This is a genomic window from Allochromatium warmingii (assembly GCF_900107145.1).
In the GTDB taxonomy this organism is placed as follows: Bacteria; Pseudomonadota; Gammaproteobacteria; order Chromatiales; family Chromatiaceae; genus Thermochromatium; species Thermochromatium warmingii.
In genome coordinates this window covers 1-16,654 of record NZ_FNOW01000057.1, presented here as the reverse complement: position 1 = coordinate 16,654, position 16,654 = coordinate 1, and the positions used below count along the sequence as shown (strand labels likewise).

The following is a 16,654-nucleotide window of genomic DNA, read 5'->3' as shown; positions in this document are numbered from 1 at the left end:
CAACGGCTACGTGCGGTTATACAATCATCAGATCCCGCAGAAGGCGCTCGGACACATCGCGCCGATTCAAGCACTCAAGGACTGGCAACAACAATACCCCGAACGCTTCAAAAAGCGTGTCTATAATCTCGCGGGACTTGACAACTAAGCTAGTGCTTCGAGACAAGAGAAAGCTGGCGGCTGATAGCTGGAAGCTGAGGGCTAAACCCTCGGCAATACAATCGGCTCGCGCTTTTTAGGGTTCGGTCGATATAGCGCCGCGACATGACCGACGCGGCTGATGAGATCTGCGCCAGTACGCTCGCAGATTAGACCAATAGCAGCATCGCGTTCGTCACGGTCGCCAGCGTTGACGCGCACTTTGAGCAATTCATGATGCGCAAGCGCGATCTCAATTTCAGCCAGTACCGCGTCGGTGAGGCCGTACTGACCGACCAAGACCACCGGCTTGAGATGGTGGACTTGGGATTTGAGCCAGCGTTTCTGTTTTTCGGTGATGGGCATAGCGCGATCTTTCAGGACTGTGACGAGTGGAATCAATCGTGAAGCGCAGAATCCTACGCTAAATTTTCATCCGGCGGCAGTCACGACATGGATCTTTGGTTGGTCTATATTGAGTGCGGGGCCGAGGGATGCACAATCAGTCCAGCGGCGACCGTGCGCCCCTCAGCCATCAGAATATTGTACGTGCGGCACGCTGCCGCCGTAGTCATCACCTCAACCCCAATCCCCGCCGCAAGTAGCGGTGCATAAAGCGCCACATCGAGCAACGCGGGTGCCTCGCCGCTGCCGATCAAAACAACATGCGGCGCGAGATCGACGAGTGGCGTCAGATGCTGTGGGCGCAGCGCGGCGAGTGAGACTGGTTCCCAGGGCGTGATGATGGTCGTCGGGGTCAGAATGAGGCTCTCGGTATAACAACGCCCCGCGAGACCAATCCAGCCCGCGCCATAGCTGTCGATGCGATAACCGCTGCTGTGATCGGCTTCTGAGAATTTCATCAATCTCGCGTCCTCCGTTTCGGTTACGTGAGTGAAATAGGGTCGGCTTTCCACCGACGGGGCCGTGAGGCTCTGCCCTAATGTATTGCCTCTCTGGTAGTGCCCTAATCGATAGGATTTATTGATTGCGATAGACTGTATCAAATCTGACGCTCAAGAGGTTTGTCTCAATGCATTGTCCAAACTGCTACTCTACACAACTAGTCAAAAATGGTTTCAATGCGCTTGGGAAGCAACTTTATCGATGCAAGGACTGTCGTCGTCATTTTGTTTTAAATCCAGCTAAAGAACGGATTTCTGATGACAAAAAGATGCTGATTGATCGATTGTTATTAGAGCGTATCTCATTAGCAGGAATTGCGCGTGTTGTCGGCGTATCAGAAGCTTGGTTGCAAAACTATGTTAATGCAAAATATGCTCAGACACCGCGTGAAATTCTAGTAAAAAAAAGTCTGCTGGGCGACTAACGATTGAGTGTGACGAGTTGTGGTCGTTTGTAAGAAAACTTGATAATAAACAGTGGGTTTGGTTGGCGATGGATCGAGATACACGAGAAATTGTTGGCGTTTACATCGGCGATCGCAGTACGAAATCTGCTCAAGCTTTATGGGATTCTCTACCGCTCGCATATCGTCAAAGTGCTTTCAGTTATACAGATTTTTGGTCAGCTTATGAAAAAGTGTTTCCTAAAAACAGACACCAAGCTGTTGGAAAAGAAAGCGGTCAAACAAACCATATTGAACGATTTAATTGTACGCTACGGCAACGTGTTTCGCGATTAGTTAGAAAAACAGTGTCATTCTCTAAAAAACTTGAAAATCACATTGGCGCAATTTGGTATTTTGTTCATCATTACAATGCTTCACTTCGGCTGAATTAAAATGCCTGATAAATCTATTTTCCTATAAATTAGGGCACCACCCATGGAGGCAATGGCCAAACGTTTAGCCGATATTCAAGCACGAGATGCTACCCATCTAGAGCGACGCGCAGCCAGTGATCGGCTGACTTTTAGTACTGCACTGCGGCGTATTGCCGGAATTTTGATGCCAGCGCGACAGCATCAAGGATTGACCGTCGCTAATACGACTACGTTAGACCCATTATATGAGGCCATGCGTTTGGTCGCGGCTGCCTCTGACATCGTGTTGACTGCCCCAGCAGAACGCCAAAATGCCTTAGCCTATCCGCTCGATGATATTGCTCGCCGTTCACATATCCGCACGCGGCGCGTGCTGTTACGTGATGACTGGCATCGACGCGACAATGGCCCCCTATTGGGTTATTTGGCCGAAGACTTGCGACCCGTTGCACTGCTTCCCGATGGCCCACAGCGTTATCGTTTGCTTGATCCAAGCACGCAAAGCGAACGCCCGCTAACCAATGCGTTGGCTGAACAACTCAGCGGCGAAGCGCAAGCACTCTATCGCCCCTTTCCGGCTCATTCACTGACGATACGTGAGGTGCTGTCTTTTGGTATGGCTGGTCTGCGCCTTGATCCCATCACCGTATTGATGATGGGTTTGTTGACCGGCTTGCTGGCATTGGTTACTCCAATCGCCAGCAGTCAAATTCTTTCCAACGTTATCCCGCGTGCTGATCTTTCCATGCATTTAATGCTCATCGCGGGTTTAATGTTGGCGGCACTTGGCTCGGCGGCTTTCACTGTGACACGCAGCTTTGCCATGCTGCGGCTACAAACGCGTATGGATGCCCGCATTCAAAGTGCTGTCTGGGATCGGCTGCTCAGTTTGCCAGTGAGTTTTTTTCGTGAATACAGTGCCGGCGATCTAGCCGACCGCGCCAATGGAATTAATGCAATTCGTGAGATTCTCAGTTCAACTGTGGTGCAGGCGGCGCTGAATGTCGTGTTCTCGGTTTTTAGTCTGATCCTGCTATTCTGGTATAGCGGGACGCTGGCACTGGTCGCACTGGCAATTGTGGCTATCGTATTAGGGCTATCATTTTTAATTACCTTGATGCAATTGCCCCTACAACGCGAAATGATTGGGCGCGGTGGTAAGATTGAAGGGTTAGTGTTTCAGCTTCTGTCCGGCTTATCAAAACTACGTATTTCAGCGAGTGGGTCGCGGGCGTTTGCACGCTGGATTGATGAATTTAGTATCACAAAAGAACTCACCTATCGCGCCCGTCGTCTCAGCGCGATACAACAGGTAATTAATACACTATTCCCATTGATCGCATCACTGACTTTTTTTGCCGTCATTAGTTTTGTATTAAATACAGAACCAGATGCCAGCAATACCCCGCTGACTTTAACGCACAGCGGATTTGGTATGGAGCAGCTTCTTGGTTTTCTGCCAGCCTTTGGTCAATTTAGTACTGCTATGATCGGGTTGCTCGGAACGCTCACAACCTTGATTATGATTGTTCCACTGTATGAACGTGTGCGGCCTATTCTCGACACCTTACCAGAACGTTCAGAACTCAGAGCTGATCCGGGTGCGCTTGACGGTCGAATTGAATTTTCTTCGGTATTGTTTCGTTATGATCCGCAAATCCCACCAGCAGTGAATCACGTTTCAGCACGCATCGCTAGTGGCAGCTATGTCGCATTTGTTGGTGCCTCTGGTTCAGGGAAATCAACTCTTGTGCGTTTATTGCTTGGTTTCGAGCAACCTGAATCGGGCGGTATTTATATTGATGGGCGCGATATTACCGGACTCGATATGCAAGCAGTGCGCCGTCAAATTGGTGTCGTGTTGCAGAACGGGCGCATTATGGCGGGATCGCTATTTGAAAATATTGTTGGCAGCTTACCTCTAACCATTCATGATGCGTGGGCGGCGGCTGAAATGGCCGGTTTCGCTGATGATATTAAACAAATGCCGATGGGGATGCACACGGTATTAGCTGATGGCGCTGGCTCGCTGTCCGGTGGTCAGCGCCAGCGATTGATGATTGCACGTGCTTTAGTACATAAACCGCGTATTCTGATTCTGGATGAAGCCACTTCAGCATTGGATAATCGCACGCAAGATGTCGTTAATCGCAGTCTAGCGAAATTGAACATGACCCGTATTGTCATTTAGCTCCTGACGAATCGCGGGCGTGGTGCGGGCGTTGCGATGTAGGTTCAGATTCATGATTAGATGTTCCCTTAGGTCGGTGATAGTGTCGTCGGCAGTCGCCGCTTGGTCGTCCTCAGCTCATCACTGAGTGTGCGCAGCGCCTCGCGGGCTTGGAACAAAGGATAGCTCCTTTTCGGAATATAATCCCACGGGACGGAACATTTGTCGCGTCCCGTGCGATGCTATTCTGCGTCGTGCGCAGCTTGCTATAGCTGAGATCCCCTTGAGCGTCCCGCCCTGATGGGCGCACTCAATTCTAAAATCTGCTTCTCCAGCATCTGCTCACTACACCCGTCGGCTAATTTTCCGCACGAGCATTTGATCAATCAGCGTTATTCTTGAATAGTCGCATCCTGAAATCAGGTGTTGATCGGTAGCACCGGATGATTCAAAGCTGATTGCTATTCAAGAACGAGGCCCACATCAAATGCTCGTGCGTCTTATCCTAGTCATTGCCCTGCTCATCGCCGTACTCTGGTTTGTCCGTCGTCTGCGTGCCTTGCCACGCGCCCAACTCATGCGTCATCTGCGTCAAGCGGCACTCTGGGGGGTGATCGGGTTGCTTGGAGTGGCGGTGTTGACGGGGCATCTCAATCCGCTGGTGGCGGCGCTCAGCGCTGCGATTCCAGCACTGCTGCGCTTGATTCAATTCCTGCGCCTGATGCCCGAACTGCAACAGTTGCTACGCTCACTCGGTTTGGGGGCGGGAAGCGGTGCGGCCAGTGGTTCAGCGCATGAACATGAACCGCCGCCACGCGCCGATTCCGGTGTTTTAACTGAGCACGAAGCCCGCGCCATTCTCGGCCTTGATGCACACGCCGATGCCGAGGCCATTCGCGCCGCGCATCGCCGACTGATGCAACGCTTGCACCCGGATCGCGGCGGTTCGGATTATCTGGCCGCTCGCATCAACGCGGCAAAACGTCGGCTATTAGGAGATTGACCCAGTATGGCTACAGCTCCCAAAGCGAAAAGCGCCTATATCTGCACCGCCTGTGGCGCACGCTATCCGAAATGGGCCGGGCAGTGTCAGGACTGCGGTGCGTGGAACAGCTTGCAAGAAGTCGCCGAACCGCGCCGCCGCTCAGTCGAACGGAGCATCGGCTATGCCGGCGTGATCGAGCGCAACGCCATCGAAATTCTTGCCGATGTCAGCCCTGAGGAACGCGAGCGCGTGCCAAGCGGGATCGGCGAACTCGACCGCGTACTCGGCGGCGGTTTAGTCGCGGGATCGGTGGTGCTGATTGGCGGTGATCCAGGCATCGGCAAATCGACGCTGCTGCTGCAAGCCAGCGCAGCACTGGCCGCCGAACAGCCGGTGCTCTATGTCAGTGGTGAGGAATCACCGCAACAGATCGGGCTACGGGCGCGGCGCTTGGGTTTGGCCGGCGGCGGGATTCGCTTATTGGCGGAAACCTGTGTTGAGCAGATTTTGGCGCAAGCTGAACACGCGCAACCGCGTGTGATGGTGGTCGATTCGATTCAGACGCTTTACACCGAAACGCTACAGTCTGCGCCCGGCTCGGTGTCGCAAGTACGCGAAGCGGCGGCGCAATTGGTGCGCTTTGCCAAGCAGCGCGATACCGTGGTGTTTTTGGTCGGGCATGTGACCAAAGATGGGGCGCTGGCTGGCCCGCGTGTCCTCGAACACATGGTCGATACAGTGCTCTATTTTGAGGGCGAGCACGGCGGCCCGTTTCGCATCGTGCGCTCGATCAAAAACCGCTTCGGCGCTGTCAACGAACTGGGCGTATTTGCGATGGGCGATCAAGGATTGCGCGAGGTGAAAAATCCCTCGGCGATCTTTCTCTCGCGCCACGATCAGCCGGTATCCGGCAGTTTGGTGATGGTCACCCGCGAAGGTACGCGCCCGCTGTTGGTCGAGGTGCAGGCGCTGGTTGATGACAGTCCGTTGGCCAATCCGCGCCGCGTGGCGTTGGGCTTGGATCAAAATCGGCTGTCGATGCTGCTTGCGGTGCTACATCGGCATGGTGGCATTGCGATGTTTAATCAGGATGTATTTGTGAATGTGGTCGGCGGGGTGCGCATTGCTGAGACGGCCGCCGATTTGCCGGTGTTGCTGGCGGTGCTATCGAGCTATCGCGATCGCCCGTTGCCGCTCGATTTGGCGGCCTTTGGTGAGATTGGGCTATCCGGTGAGGTGCGTCCGGTGCCCAACGGCCCTGATCGACTGCGCGAAGCGGTCAAGCACGGCATCCGGCGGGCGATTGTGCCCAAAGGCAATGCGCCCAAAGAGGGCGTTGACGGGCTGGAGATTATCGTTGCTCGCACGCTGGGCGAGGCGCTGGCGGCGGTGTTTTGAAGGTGATGGTGAATAAAGCGGCGGTTTAATCTGATGAGCCAGTTATTGATTCAAGCCTATTTGCGGAAATTAGATGTGCTGCGTCAAATGAGCGGCAGTCACAATGAAACCGTATTGCGTGAAGCATTTAAGGATTTGCTCACTAAATGGGGTGAGCCGTTGAGTTTGACCTTTGTTGCTGAATACCGCATCACGACACCCGCTAAAAAGCAGATTAGCTTAGATGGGGTATTATTGCATGAAGTGCGTTTACCGTTGGGTTATTGGGAAGCAAAAGATCAAAAAGATAAGTTAGATGTAGAGATTCGCACAAAATTCGAGAAGGGCTATCCCCGCGATAATATTTTATTCACGAACGATCAAACGGCGGTGTTATTCCAGAATGGTCAGGAGGTTAAGCGGTGCGATATGACCGATCCGGCGGCGCTGGAGCCATTGATTCAGCAGTTTTTTGCATTTGAGCGGCCAGAAATTGCGGATTTTCGCGCAGCCGTGACGCAGTTTGGACAGGATTTACCGGCGGTGTTAGCGGCATTGCGTGAAATGATCGCGGCGCAGGAGGTGAATAATGCGGTATTTCAGGTGGCAGCGGAGGCGTTTTTAACGCAGGCGCGGGCGGTAATCAATCCTGATTTGGGGCCAGCCGATGTGCGGGAGATGTTGATTCAGCATATTTTAACTGAAAATATTTTTGCACAGATATTTAGTGAGAGTGAATTTCACCAGAAAAATAATGTGGCGCAGGCGCTGTATGATTTGGAGGAGAAGTTTTTTACTGGATCATTGAAAAAGCAAACGCTCAAGGGGTTGGAGCCATATTATGCGGCGATTCGGTCAGCGGCGGCGCTGATTGCGAGTCATAGTGAGAAACAGACGTTTCTTAAAGTGATTTATGAGCAGTTTTATCGGGTCTATAATCCAAAGGCGGCGGATCGGTTAGGGGTGGTATATACGCCAAATGAGATTGTGCGCTTTATGATTGCCGGAGCGGATTGGTTGTGTCAGCAGCATTTTAAGCGGCAGTTGATTGATAAGGATGTTGATATTTTGGATCCAGCGACGGGAACGGGGACTTATATTTGTGAGTTGTTGGAGTATTTTCGCGGTCAAAAAGACAAGCTCAAACATAAATATCAGCATGAGTTGCACGCGAATGAGGCGGCGATTTTGCCGTATTATGTGGCGAATTTGAATATTGAGGCGACCTATGCGGGTATTACCGGGGAGTATCTCGATTTTCCGAGTTTATGTTTTGTCGATACGCTGGATAATGTGGGATTGCATACGGCATCTAGCGGGACGACAGGGGATTTGTTCGGGGCGGTGAGTGAGGAAAATGTCGCACGCATTAAGCGGCAGAATGGGCGGCGCATTAGTGTGGTGATTGGCAATCCGCCATACAATGCCAATCAAGCGAATGAGAACGATAATAATAAAAATCGCGTGTATCCGGCGATTGATAAGCGGATTAAGGATACTTATATTGATGCGAGCACAGCCCAAAAAACCAAGCTCTATGATATGTATGCGCGGTTTTTCCGGTGGGCAAGTGATCGGTTAGCCGATGATGGCATTCTGGCATTTATCACAAATCGCAGTTTTCTCGATAGCCGAACATTTGACGGATTTCGGAAAATCGTTGTTGATGAATTTCACGAGGCTTGGATTGTTGATCTTGGTGGCGATTGGAAAAAAGCCGATGATCTACGCGCCAGCGGTGGCAATGTTTTCGGTATAGGTACAGGCGTTGCTATTTCATTTTGGGTTAAAAAATCTCACCGAAGTAACAACAAGTCGCCGTGTCGCATTCATTATATTTCAGCCAATCAAATTACTCAGTCGGCTACGGAAAAACTAAATTTGTTAAGCAATACCAGTTTGCAAAATATGGATTATGATGACTTGCGCCCAGATACGCGGAATAACTGGTTAGATTTAACTGAAAATGATTTTGAGACGTTTATTCCGCTGGCGAGCAAGGAAACTAAAGCTGCAAAAATACAAACAAAAGAGCGAGCAATTTTTAAGCTTTTTTCACTTGGCGTAGTAACAAATCGGGACGATTGGGTTTATGGTGAATCGGATGAAGAAGTTAGCAAAAAAGTTAATTATTTAATTAATAACTATAATGCAGAATTATTGCGCCAGTCTAGCGGTCAAGCAGTTGAATATGGCACGGAAATAAAATGGACGCGAGCAGTTAAAGCTGATTTATGTAGAAATGTTGCTTACCAATTTGACAAAACAGCAATAGTCGAAGCTAATTATCGACCATTCGTAAAAAGACGTTTATATTTTAACCAGAAATTAAACGAAATGCAGTATCAGTTACCGTCAATTTTCGGAACAGGCAATACTAAAAATAAAACCATTATTTTTACTGATCCAACAGCACAAAAACCCTGGATGGTTTCTGTAGTCGATCAAGTAGTAGATTTGCATTTTGTTGGTGCAGCCGCTGGTGCAGTTTGTATTCCATTTCAACGGCTTACAGGAGACGGTGAATTTGAAGATAACATCACCGACTGGTCATTAAAAAAATTCCGCACGTATTACAAGACCCTTGCCCCCTCACCCCAGCCCTCTCCCACAGGGAGAGGGAGTAAGAAGGTGCGCACAATCGAAAAAGAGCACATCTTTCAGTATTGCTACGCCGTCCTCCACGATCCCATCTATCGTGAAACCTACGCGCTCAACCTCAAGCGTGACTTCCCGCGCATCCCGTTTTATCCCGACTTCTGGCGCTGGGCCGACTGGGGTCGCGCCCTGCTCGACCTCCATCTCGGCTACGAACAGGCCGCCCCCTACCCACTCAAGCGCATCGACACCCCAGATGCCCGCACTCGTGCCGCCGGTCTGTCCCCAAAGGTACGCCTCCGCGCCGACCCCGCAACCGGCACCATCGACCTCGACAGCGAAACCAGCCTCAGCGACATCCCGCCCATTGCTTGGACATATCGCCTCGGCAACCGCAGCGCCCTCGACTGGATTCTCGATCAATACAAAGAAAAAACCCCAAAAGACCCGACCATCCGCGAACACTTCAACACCTACCGCTTCGCCGACCACAAAGCGCACGTCATCGACCTGCTCCAGCGCGTGACCACCGTCAGCGTCGAGACCATGAACATCGTTGAAATGATGCGCACTGTGGCGCGAACGGCGAGCGATTTGGACTGATTTAGACTGAATCAGTGGCGCCGCACTCAAGCTCGGTTCAACACCTGCGCCAACCCCTCGCGCAAGGTCGGATAGTGCAACGTCACGCCCAATTCCTCGCGCAAACGGCGATTCGACAACCGCCGCGACTCGCTCATATAGCCCATCATCCCTTCGGATAGCTGCGCGGCAGCGTCAGCCATCGAGATCAGCGGCGGCGCTGGCAGACCCGCAAGCTCCGCAATCTGGAGAAAATACGCAGTCATGGTACTCGGATGGCCATCGCTGACATTGAAGATCGCGCCGTTACGCCCGTGCGCCATCGCCGCGACACAGATTGTCACCAGATCATCGACATGAATGCGATTGCTATAGGGCGCTTCCTCGGAACGCACCAGCGGCAGCCCGCGCTGCAACCGTTCTAGCGGCAGACGCTCCGGGCCATAGATCCCCGCCACGCGCAATATCACCAGCTCACCGCCTGATGCTTGGCTCCAGCGCCGCAACTGCGTTTCAGCATCCAGCCGCCGCTGCGACCGCGCCAATGTCGGCTCTGTCGGCCACTCCTCATCAACCCACGCGCCGCCGCAGTCACCATAAACGCCGGTGGTACTGATGTAGACTAGGCGACTGGGATGACCGGTGTGCTCAAAGGCCGCGATCAACTGGCGCGTGTGCGTATCTTCAGTGCCGCTGGCCGGCGGGGGCGCAAAATGGAACAGGTGCGTTCCGGCCAGCGCCAGCGGCACCGAATCGGCAGCGGAACCCGTCAGATCGTAGCGCAGGGCTGGAATCCCCGCCGCCGTCAGTCGCGCCAAGCTCGCTGCGCTCTGCACCACACCGCACACGCTTTGCCCCTGCTCCAGTAGAACGCGAGCAAGCCGTTCGCCGACATATCCACAGCCGATAATCACATTCTTTGGCATAAGCCTGACTTCCAAGATGATGAATTTTAAAATCGAAATTCTACCCGATGGCCCGACCTTTACCGCCGAATCTGGCGAAACCGTGTTACGGGCGGCACTGCGTCAAGCGGTCGAACTGCCGAACGGCTGTCGCAGTGGGCATTGCGGTGCCTGTGCGGTGACGCTCAAAGGCGGCATGATTCACTATCCCAGCGGCATGATCGAGGCGCTACATGGTCAACCGGCGGGCACCTGTCTCACCTGTCAAGCGGTTGCGCATTCGGATTTAGCCATTGAAATTGGCCCACCGCCAACTTTGACATTATGAGCGGTGCGGCGGCGTGCAAATAAGCACTGCATTAAAAATGTCTTCAAACTGGCAAGCTGCTGGAGTGTTGTGTGTTACTACCTGTTGTGATTCGTCCGGTTCTGATTGCGCTCGCTGCCATCGTATTAACAGCCTGCGCGAGCAGTCCGGTTTCATCGGTTTGGACATCGCCGAATCAATCGCTCAAAGGCTATGAACGGCTGGTTGTGTTCGGGATTACGAATAGCCCCAAAGTGCGGCGAGCCTATGAAGATCAATTCGTCGCGCAATTACAAGCGCGAAATGTGCAAGTGCGGGCGGGCTATGAATTGGTCGCAGATCGCAATTTAGGTCGGCTGGCACGAGTGACTGAGGGCTATGCGCAAATTAAAGCCGATGCCGTGATTATTACGCATTTAGTCACCGATGAACAACCCGCGATCAAACCAGAAGCACGACTTGAAACTGTGCCTAATCATTATCGGCATTTAATCGGGTATTACAGTAAAGTGCATGAAGATGTCTGCGCACCGGATTATTATCGGGATCTAAAATCATTGCGCTTGGAAGCCAATGTTTATGATGCCAAGCGCGAGCAATTAGTCTGGTCGGGCCGTTCGCAGCCGCTCGATCCGCATTCCGAGAAAACCACGATTGGTCAGGTGGTCGAAGAAATTGTTGAGCAGATGCAGCGCGATGGGGTGTTGAAGCAATAGCGGTTGGAATTGTTTGCAACAATTGAAAATGCGTGACTGCAACGCTTATTGCTCTCTGCAAGCCTTCCTGTCAATAACACGATCTTCCGGTGCCCCCCACCATGTCCACCCCCCCGCTTGACGCCCTAACCGACTCCCACTGGCACGACTGGCTGACTTGGGCCGAGACGCAGGGACTTAGCCCACCCGCTGACCCCGCCTTTGCGACCATGCGCCAGCGCGTGTGGGAGGCGAGCGAATATGTCGCCATCACCGCCGCCCGTCATCCGGCTGAGTTCGCCGAACTGTTGGCCAGCGGCGATCTTGCGCATACCTACGCGCCCGGTGATCTGGCCCAGCGGCTCGCCGCTCGCCTCGCTGATGTGACCGATGAAGCGACGCTGCACACGGCGCTGCGGCGTTTTCGTCGCCGCGAAATGCTACGGATTATTTGGCGCGACCTCGCTCATCTGGCCCCATTGGACGAGACGCTTGAAGACCTCTCCGAGCTGGCTGATGTCTGCATTCGCGGGGCGCTCGATCAGCTTTATCCCTGGGCCTGCGCCGAGTTCGGCACCCCGCACGATACCAGCGGTCGTCCGTTGCAGTTGCTGGTGTTGGCGATGGGCAAACTCGGAGCGCGTGAACTCAATCTCAGCTCAGATATTGACCTGATTCTCGCCTACGCCCAGCCGGGCACGCTCGACGGCGGGCGGCGGGCACTCACCTATGAACAATTCTTCGTGCGTCTCGGGCAGCGGCTAGTGCAGGCGCTGGCCAATCAGACCGTTGATGGTTTTGTGTTTCGCGTCGATACACGACTGCGGCCCTTTGGTGAGGTCGGGCCGTTGGCGATGAGTTTTCAGGCGATGGAGGATTATTACCAATCGCAGGCCCGCGAATGGGAACGCTACGCAATGATTAAGGCGCGTCCGGTCGCCGGTGATCCCGACGATATTGACCAGCTCATGACGATGCTGCGTCCCTTTGTCTATCGGCGCTATCTCGATTTCGGTGCCTTTGAATCGTTGCGCGAACTCAAGCGCCTGATTGCCAAAGAACTCTATCGGCGCGGCATGGATGCCAACATCAAGCTCGGCCCAGGCGGGATTCGTGAAATCGAGTTTATCGGTCAGGCATTTCAACTGGTGCGCGGCGGACGCGATCCGGCGCTACAGGTGCGCCCGATTCGGGCGGTGCTGGCGCTGCTGGCGCAACGCGACCTGATGCCCGCCGAGGCGGTGGCGCAACTCGATGCCGCCTATGTGTTTCTGCGTTTAGTCGAAAATCGGCTCCAAGCCTACCGCGATCAACAAACTCATCGGCTGCCCGATGATGGCCCGGGACAGCTCAGGTTGGCGCGTGCAATGGGCTATGCTGATTGGGCGGCATTTGCGGTCGATCTCGATGCACACCGCCGCCGTGTGCAAGAGCAGTTTGATGCCGTGTTCGCGCTGCCGACGACCGAAACCGAGGTCGAAGATGCGCCGCTCAGTGCTGTCTGGCAGGGCGACCGCGATCCCGCACACGAACTGGACTTGCTCGCCCGCGCTGGCTTTACGGATTCGGAACAGGTGCGCACCCGCGTGCAGCAGTTCCGCGACGCCTGTGTGCGCAAGGGTTTGAGCACTCGCGGCCATGAGCGCCTGAGCCTGATTATGCCGCATGTGCTCTGCGTCGCCGCTGGCTGTGCGCATCCAGATTTGGCGCTGGAGCGGGTGTTGCGGGTGATGGAAGCCATTGTTCGCCGCAGTGCCTATTTGGCGATGCTCGCCGAGCATCCATTGATTCTGACCCATTTGATCCAGCTTTCTAGCCTCAGCCCGTGGTTTGCCGATCAAATTGGCCGCCATCCGCTGTTGCTTGATGAACTGCTCGACCCGCGCCGCCTCTATGCCCCGCTGCGCCGCGAGAGTCTCGAAGCTGAACTCGACGCGCTGCTGGTGCCGGTTACTGCCGACGATCTGGAACAGCAGATGGAACGGCTGCACCAGTTCGCGCAGGGCAATCAACTGCGCGTTGCCGCTGCGGATCTGACCGCGACGATCTCGCTGATGGTGGTGAGCGATTATCTGACCGAAATCGCCGAGGTCGCCGTGCGCCGCGTGTTTGCGCTCTCGCACGCGCATTTGATGGCGCGGCATGGTCAGCCGACGGACAGCAGCGGCGCGGATAGCGGGTTTTTGGTGCTCGGGTACGGCAAACTCGGCGGCATCGAACTGGGCTATGGCTCGGATCTCGATCTAGTGTTTTTACACGGTAGTGATACCGTCACGGCCATGACCGATGGGGCCAAAGCGATCAGCAATGAGCAGTTTTATGCGCGACTCGGACAGCGCATGATTCACATGATGACCACGCGCACCCCGTCCGGTCAGCTCTATGAGGTCGATATGCGCTTGCGACCCGATGGCGCAAAGGGGCTGCTGGTGCGCTCGCTCAAGTCATTCGCGCACTATCAGGCCGACAATGCTTGGACATGGGAGCATCAGGCGCTGGTGCGGGCGCGTCCGGTCGCCGGTGATCCGCAGTTAGCGGCGCAATTTGCTGAGATTCGCCGGGCGATCCTGTGTTGCGAACGCGATCCGGCACACTTAAAACGCGAAGTGCGCGAGATGCGCCACAAAATGCGCACCACTCTCGACCAAAGCAGCGCCGAACGCTTCGATCTCAAGCAGGGCGCGGGCGGTATTGCCGATATCGAGTTTATGGTTCAATACGCTGTCCTGCGCTGGGCGGCGCAACATCCGGTGCTGACCGACTGGACAGACAACGTGCGGTTGCTCGACACCTTGGCACGGCTCGATTTGCTGCCGGGGCAGTGTGCTCAGGATCTCACCGACGCCTATAAATCGCTGCGTGCGGCCTATCATCGTAGTGCCTTGCGTGCGCAACCGAAGAGCGTAGCCGCTGCGGAATTGCGACCAGAACGCGAGCGCGTGCGGGCGTTGTGGCAGGAATTGATGGACGACTGACGCCGCGTGCGGTGTGCCGTCCGCAACCTTTCTTTTTTTCATTAGATTGCACTCGGGGCCTAGCGTCCCGAGACGAGCGGAGTGCTAACACATGGCGACGATGGCAGACCGTGACGGCCTGATTTGGCTGGACGGCGAACTGGTGCCTTGGCGCGAGGCCAAGACCCACGTACTGACCCACACCCTGCATTACGGCATGGGGGTCTTCGAGGGCGTTCGGGCCTATCCGACGGCCCAGGGCACGGCCATCTTCCGCTTGGAAGAGCACACGCGGCGCTTATTCAATTCTGCGCATATTTTGGGCATGGCGATGCCCTTCGATCAGGACACATTGAATCAAGCGCAACGCACCGTTGTGCGCGAAAACGGCTTGGAATCGGCTTATATTCGCCCGATGTGTTTTTATGGCGCAGAAGGTATGGGATTGCGGGCCGATAATTTACAAGTACATTGCATGGTAGCCGCTTGGTCATGGGGCGCGTATTTGGGTGAGGACAATATGCGCAACGGCATCCGTATTAAGGTGTCGTCCTTTACCCGTCATCATGTCAATACCACCATGTGCCGCGCCAAAGCGAATGGCAATTACATGAATTCGATGATGGCGCTGCAAGAAGCCTTGCGCGATGGCTATGATGAAGCACTGCTGCTTGATGCAGCGGGTTTTGTCATGGAAGGCAGTGGCGAGAATATCTTTATTGTCCGCGATGGCGTGCTTTATACGCCGGATTTAACCTCGGCGCTCGATGGCATTACGCGCCGCACGGTGATGACGCTGTGCGAAGAATTAGGTTTGTTGGTGATTGAAAAACGCATTACACGCGATGAAGTCTATATTGCCGATGAAGCCTTCTTTACTGGCACTGCCGCTGAAGTGACACCGATCCGCGAAATTGATGGCCGTGCGATTGGTTCCGGTACCCGTGGCCCCATTACTGAACGGCTGCAAACGCTCTATTTCGATCAAGTTCACGGGCGGCGTAGCCTGCATCCTGAATGGCTGGCGCTGGTCTAAAATCATCCAGCATCGCGTTTAAAAAACGGGGGAAGGAATGATGTCGAATACCGCGACCGCAACACGTCCGGCATTGCCATTGATTGAGGTCAGTCATCAGGATTTACCGCTGTGCTGTCCGCGTCCCGAGGCTCCGGTTTGGAATCTACACCCGCGAGTGTATTTGCCGATTGAAGATGAACCGCATCATGAAGCAGTCTGTCCGTATTGCGGGGCGCGGTATCGGTTGGTTGAGTGATTGATTAGCAATCATCGGGTACGCATTGCGTACCCTACCAGCTCCAGCTATCTGAGGTGCTTACATGGCAAAGTTTCTAAATACAAGTGCGACCAACTATTTTCTTGAAGAACTCATCAAGGATGCCAAAGATCGACTTATTTTGATCAGCCCGTTCCTCAAATTAAACGATCGTATCAAAGAGCTTTTAGCAGATAAAAATCGCCTAAAGATTGATGTGCGAATTGTTTATGGAAAAAGCGAACTTCAACCAGAAGAAATTAGTTGGCTTAAAGGCTTGACCTATATTCGCACTAGTTTTTGCAAAAATCTTCATGCTAAATGCTATTTAAACGAAGAGCTTTGAATTATTTCAAGTTTAAATCTCTACGAATTTAGCCAAGTCAATAACAACGAAATGGGTGTCTTAATCCGTAGATCTGATGACGGAGAACTCTATAAAGATGCTTATGAGGAAGCGCAACGTATTATCCGCGTCAGTGAAGAGGTAAGAATTTCGCTTGAGCGCGTCCATAATGATAATGAAAGCAAGCCTGAAGCAGAGGAAACGTCATCTGATAAGCTAACCACTTCAAAACTTGCCAAAAAGCTAGGTGTAAAAACTGGTGAATTAACAGATAAACTTGTGGAACTCGGATTATTAGAGTTGCGCGATGGAAAGCACTATATTACCGCTAAAGGTAAGGAGTTCGGCGGCGAGTTTCGTATGAGTCCAAAATTTGGCCCGTATTTTCTTTGGCCAGAAAATTTTTCAGATTGAACCAAATTAGTCAAAAATTTAGAGCAGGTAAAACGGTCACGATGCAACCTTTTGTACAAATACAAAGGTTATTAAGCGTAATACTGTATACCCGATGTGCGACTTTTTAACGGTCTATGTGGATGCTTGACGTTTGGTTGGAGCGACAAGGCCGTCTGAACTACGCTGAGAAGAGGGTCCACTC

The 16,654-nt window shown here is 53.3% G+C and carries 15 protein-coding genes and 1 pseudogene; 13 read left to right on the top strand and 3 right to left on the bottom strand.

Annotated elements, in window-relative coordinates:
* Nucleotides 1-148, top strand: a pseudogene (locus BLW10_RS14335) (IS481 family transposase); the annotation flags it as partial.
* 53 nt (nucleotides 149-201) lie between these two features.
* Here BLW10_RS14335 and yhbY read toward each other — a convergent pair.
* Both yhbY and BLW10_RS12715 read right to left on the bottom strand, forming a co-directional pair.
* Nucleotides 202-504 carry a ribosome assembly RNA-binding protein YhbY gene (gene yhbY, locus BLW10_RS12720; protein ID WP_091335238.1) on the bottom strand — a complete coding sequence of 101 codons (303 nt, stop codon included), beginning with the start codon at nucleotides 502-504 and terminating at the stop codon, nucleotides 202-204.
* 104 nt (nucleotides 505-608) lie between these two features.
* Entirely contained in the window at nucleotides 609-1,001 is a 393-nt protein-coding gene (locus BLW10_RS12715) for an Mth938-like domain-containing protein (protein ID WP_091335237.1), read from the bottom strand.
* A 170-nt stretch (nucleotides 1,002-1,171) separates the two neighbouring features.
* Here BLW10_RS12715 and BLW10_RS12710 point away from each other — a divergent pair.
* The 5 genes from BLW10_RS12710 to BLW10_RS12690 all read left to right on the top strand — a co-directional run bounded on the left by BLW10_RS12710 (nucleotide 1,172) and on the right by BLW10_RS12690 (nucleotide 9,596).
* A protein-coding gene (locus tag BLW10_RS12710) for an IS1 family transposase (protein WP_245709398.1) occupies nucleotides 1,172-1,881 on the top strand; the annotation gives its coding sequence in 2 pieces (ribosomal slippage) (nucleotides 1,172-1,445 and nucleotides 1,445-1,881; 711 coding nt in all).
* A gap of 43 nt (nucleotides 1,882-1,924) precedes the next feature.
* Entirely contained in the window at nucleotides 1,925-4,054 is a 2,130-nt protein-coding gene (locus tag BLW10_RS12705) for an NHLP bacteriocin export ABC transporter permease/ATPase subunit (RefSeq protein WP_091335236.1), read from the top strand.
* A gap of 466 nt (nucleotides 4,055-4,520) precedes the next feature.
* Nucleotides 4,521-5,036 (top strand): J domain-containing protein, encoded by a 516-nt coding sequence (locus BLW10_RS12700; RefSeq protein WP_091335234.1) that lies wholly within the window; start codon nucleotides 4,521-4,523, stop codon nucleotides 5,034-5,036.
* A gap of 6 nt (nucleotides 5,037-5,042) precedes the next feature.
* Nucleotides 5,043-6,416 (top strand): DNA repair protein RadA, encoded by a 1,374-nt coding sequence (gene radA, locus BLW10_RS12695; RefSeq protein WP_091335233.1) that lies wholly within the window; start codon nucleotides 5,043-5,045, stop codon nucleotides 6,414-6,416.
* Nucleotides 6,417-6,449: 33 nt separating this feature from the next.
* Nucleotides 6,450-9,596, top strand: coding sequence for a type ISP restriction/modification enzyme (locus BLW10_RS12690; RefSeq protein WP_091335231.1), 3,147 nt, complete (start codon nucleotides 6,450-6,452; stop codon nucleotides 9,594-9,596).
* 26 nt (nucleotides 9,597-9,622) lie between these two features.
* Here BLW10_RS12690 and BLW10_RS12685 read toward each other — a convergent pair whose 3' ends face one another.
* Entirely contained in the window at nucleotides 9,623-10,501 is an 879-nt protein-coding gene (locus BLW10_RS12685) for an SDR family oxidoreductase (protein WP_091335230.1), read from the bottom strand.
* Between the two features lie 16 nt (nucleotides 10,502-10,517).
* Between BLW10_RS12685 and BLW10_RS12680 the strand changes: the two genes are divergently transcribed.
* The 7 genes from BLW10_RS12680 (at nucleotide 10,518) to BLW10_RS14325 (ending at nucleotide 16,470) form a co-directional block, all read left to right on the top strand.
* Complete coding sequence (locus BLW10_RS12680) at nucleotides 10,518-10,808, top strand: 2Fe-2S iron-sulfur cluster-binding protein (RefSeq protein WP_245709397.1); 291 nt, start codon at nucleotides 10,518-10,520, stop codon at nucleotides 10,806-10,808.
* A 71-nt stretch (nucleotides 10,809-10,879) separates the two neighbouring features.
* Complete coding sequence (locus BLW10_RS12675; protein WP_245709396.1) at nucleotides 10,880-11,503, top strand: hypothetical protein; 624 nt, start codon at nucleotides 10,880-10,882, stop codon at nucleotides 11,501-11,503.
* A gap of 101 nt (nucleotides 11,504-11,604) precedes the next feature.
* Nucleotides 11,605-14,457 (top strand): bifunctional [glutamate--ammonia ligase]-adenylyl-L-tyrosine phosphorylase/[glutamate--ammonia-ligase] adenylyltransferase, encoded by a 2,853-nt coding sequence (gene glnE, locus BLW10_RS12670; RefSeq protein WP_091335225.1) that lies wholly within the window; start codon nucleotides 11,605-11,607, stop codon nucleotides 14,455-14,457.
* Nucleotides 14,458-14,548: 91 nt separating this feature from the next.
* Nucleotides 14,549-15,472 (top strand): branched-chain amino acid transaminase, encoded by a 924-nt coding sequence (locus BLW10_RS12665; protein ID WP_091335224.1) that lies wholly within the window; start codon nucleotides 14,549-14,551, stop codon nucleotides 15,470-15,472.
* 40 nt (nucleotides 15,473-15,512) lie between these two features.
* Entirely contained in the window at nucleotides 15,513-15,710 is a 198-nt protein-coding gene (locus BLW10_RS12660) for a zinc-finger domain-containing protein (RefSeq protein WP_091335222.1), read from the top strand.
* Between the two features lie 64 nt (nucleotides 15,711-15,774).
* Nucleotides 15,775-16,056: a phospholipase D family protein gene (locus BLW10_RS14330; protein WP_245709394.1), complete on the top strand. Its 282-nt coding sequence runs from the start codon at nucleotides 15,775-15,777 to the stop codon at nucleotides 16,054-16,056.
* 51 nt (nucleotides 16,057-16,107) lie between these two features.
* Nucleotides 16,108-16,470, top strand: coding sequence for a hypothetical protein (locus tag BLW10_RS14325; RefSeq protein WP_245709392.1), 363 nt, complete (start codon nucleotides 16,108-16,110; stop codon nucleotides 16,468-16,470).
* Nucleotides 16,471-16,654: the final 184 nt, after the last annotated feature.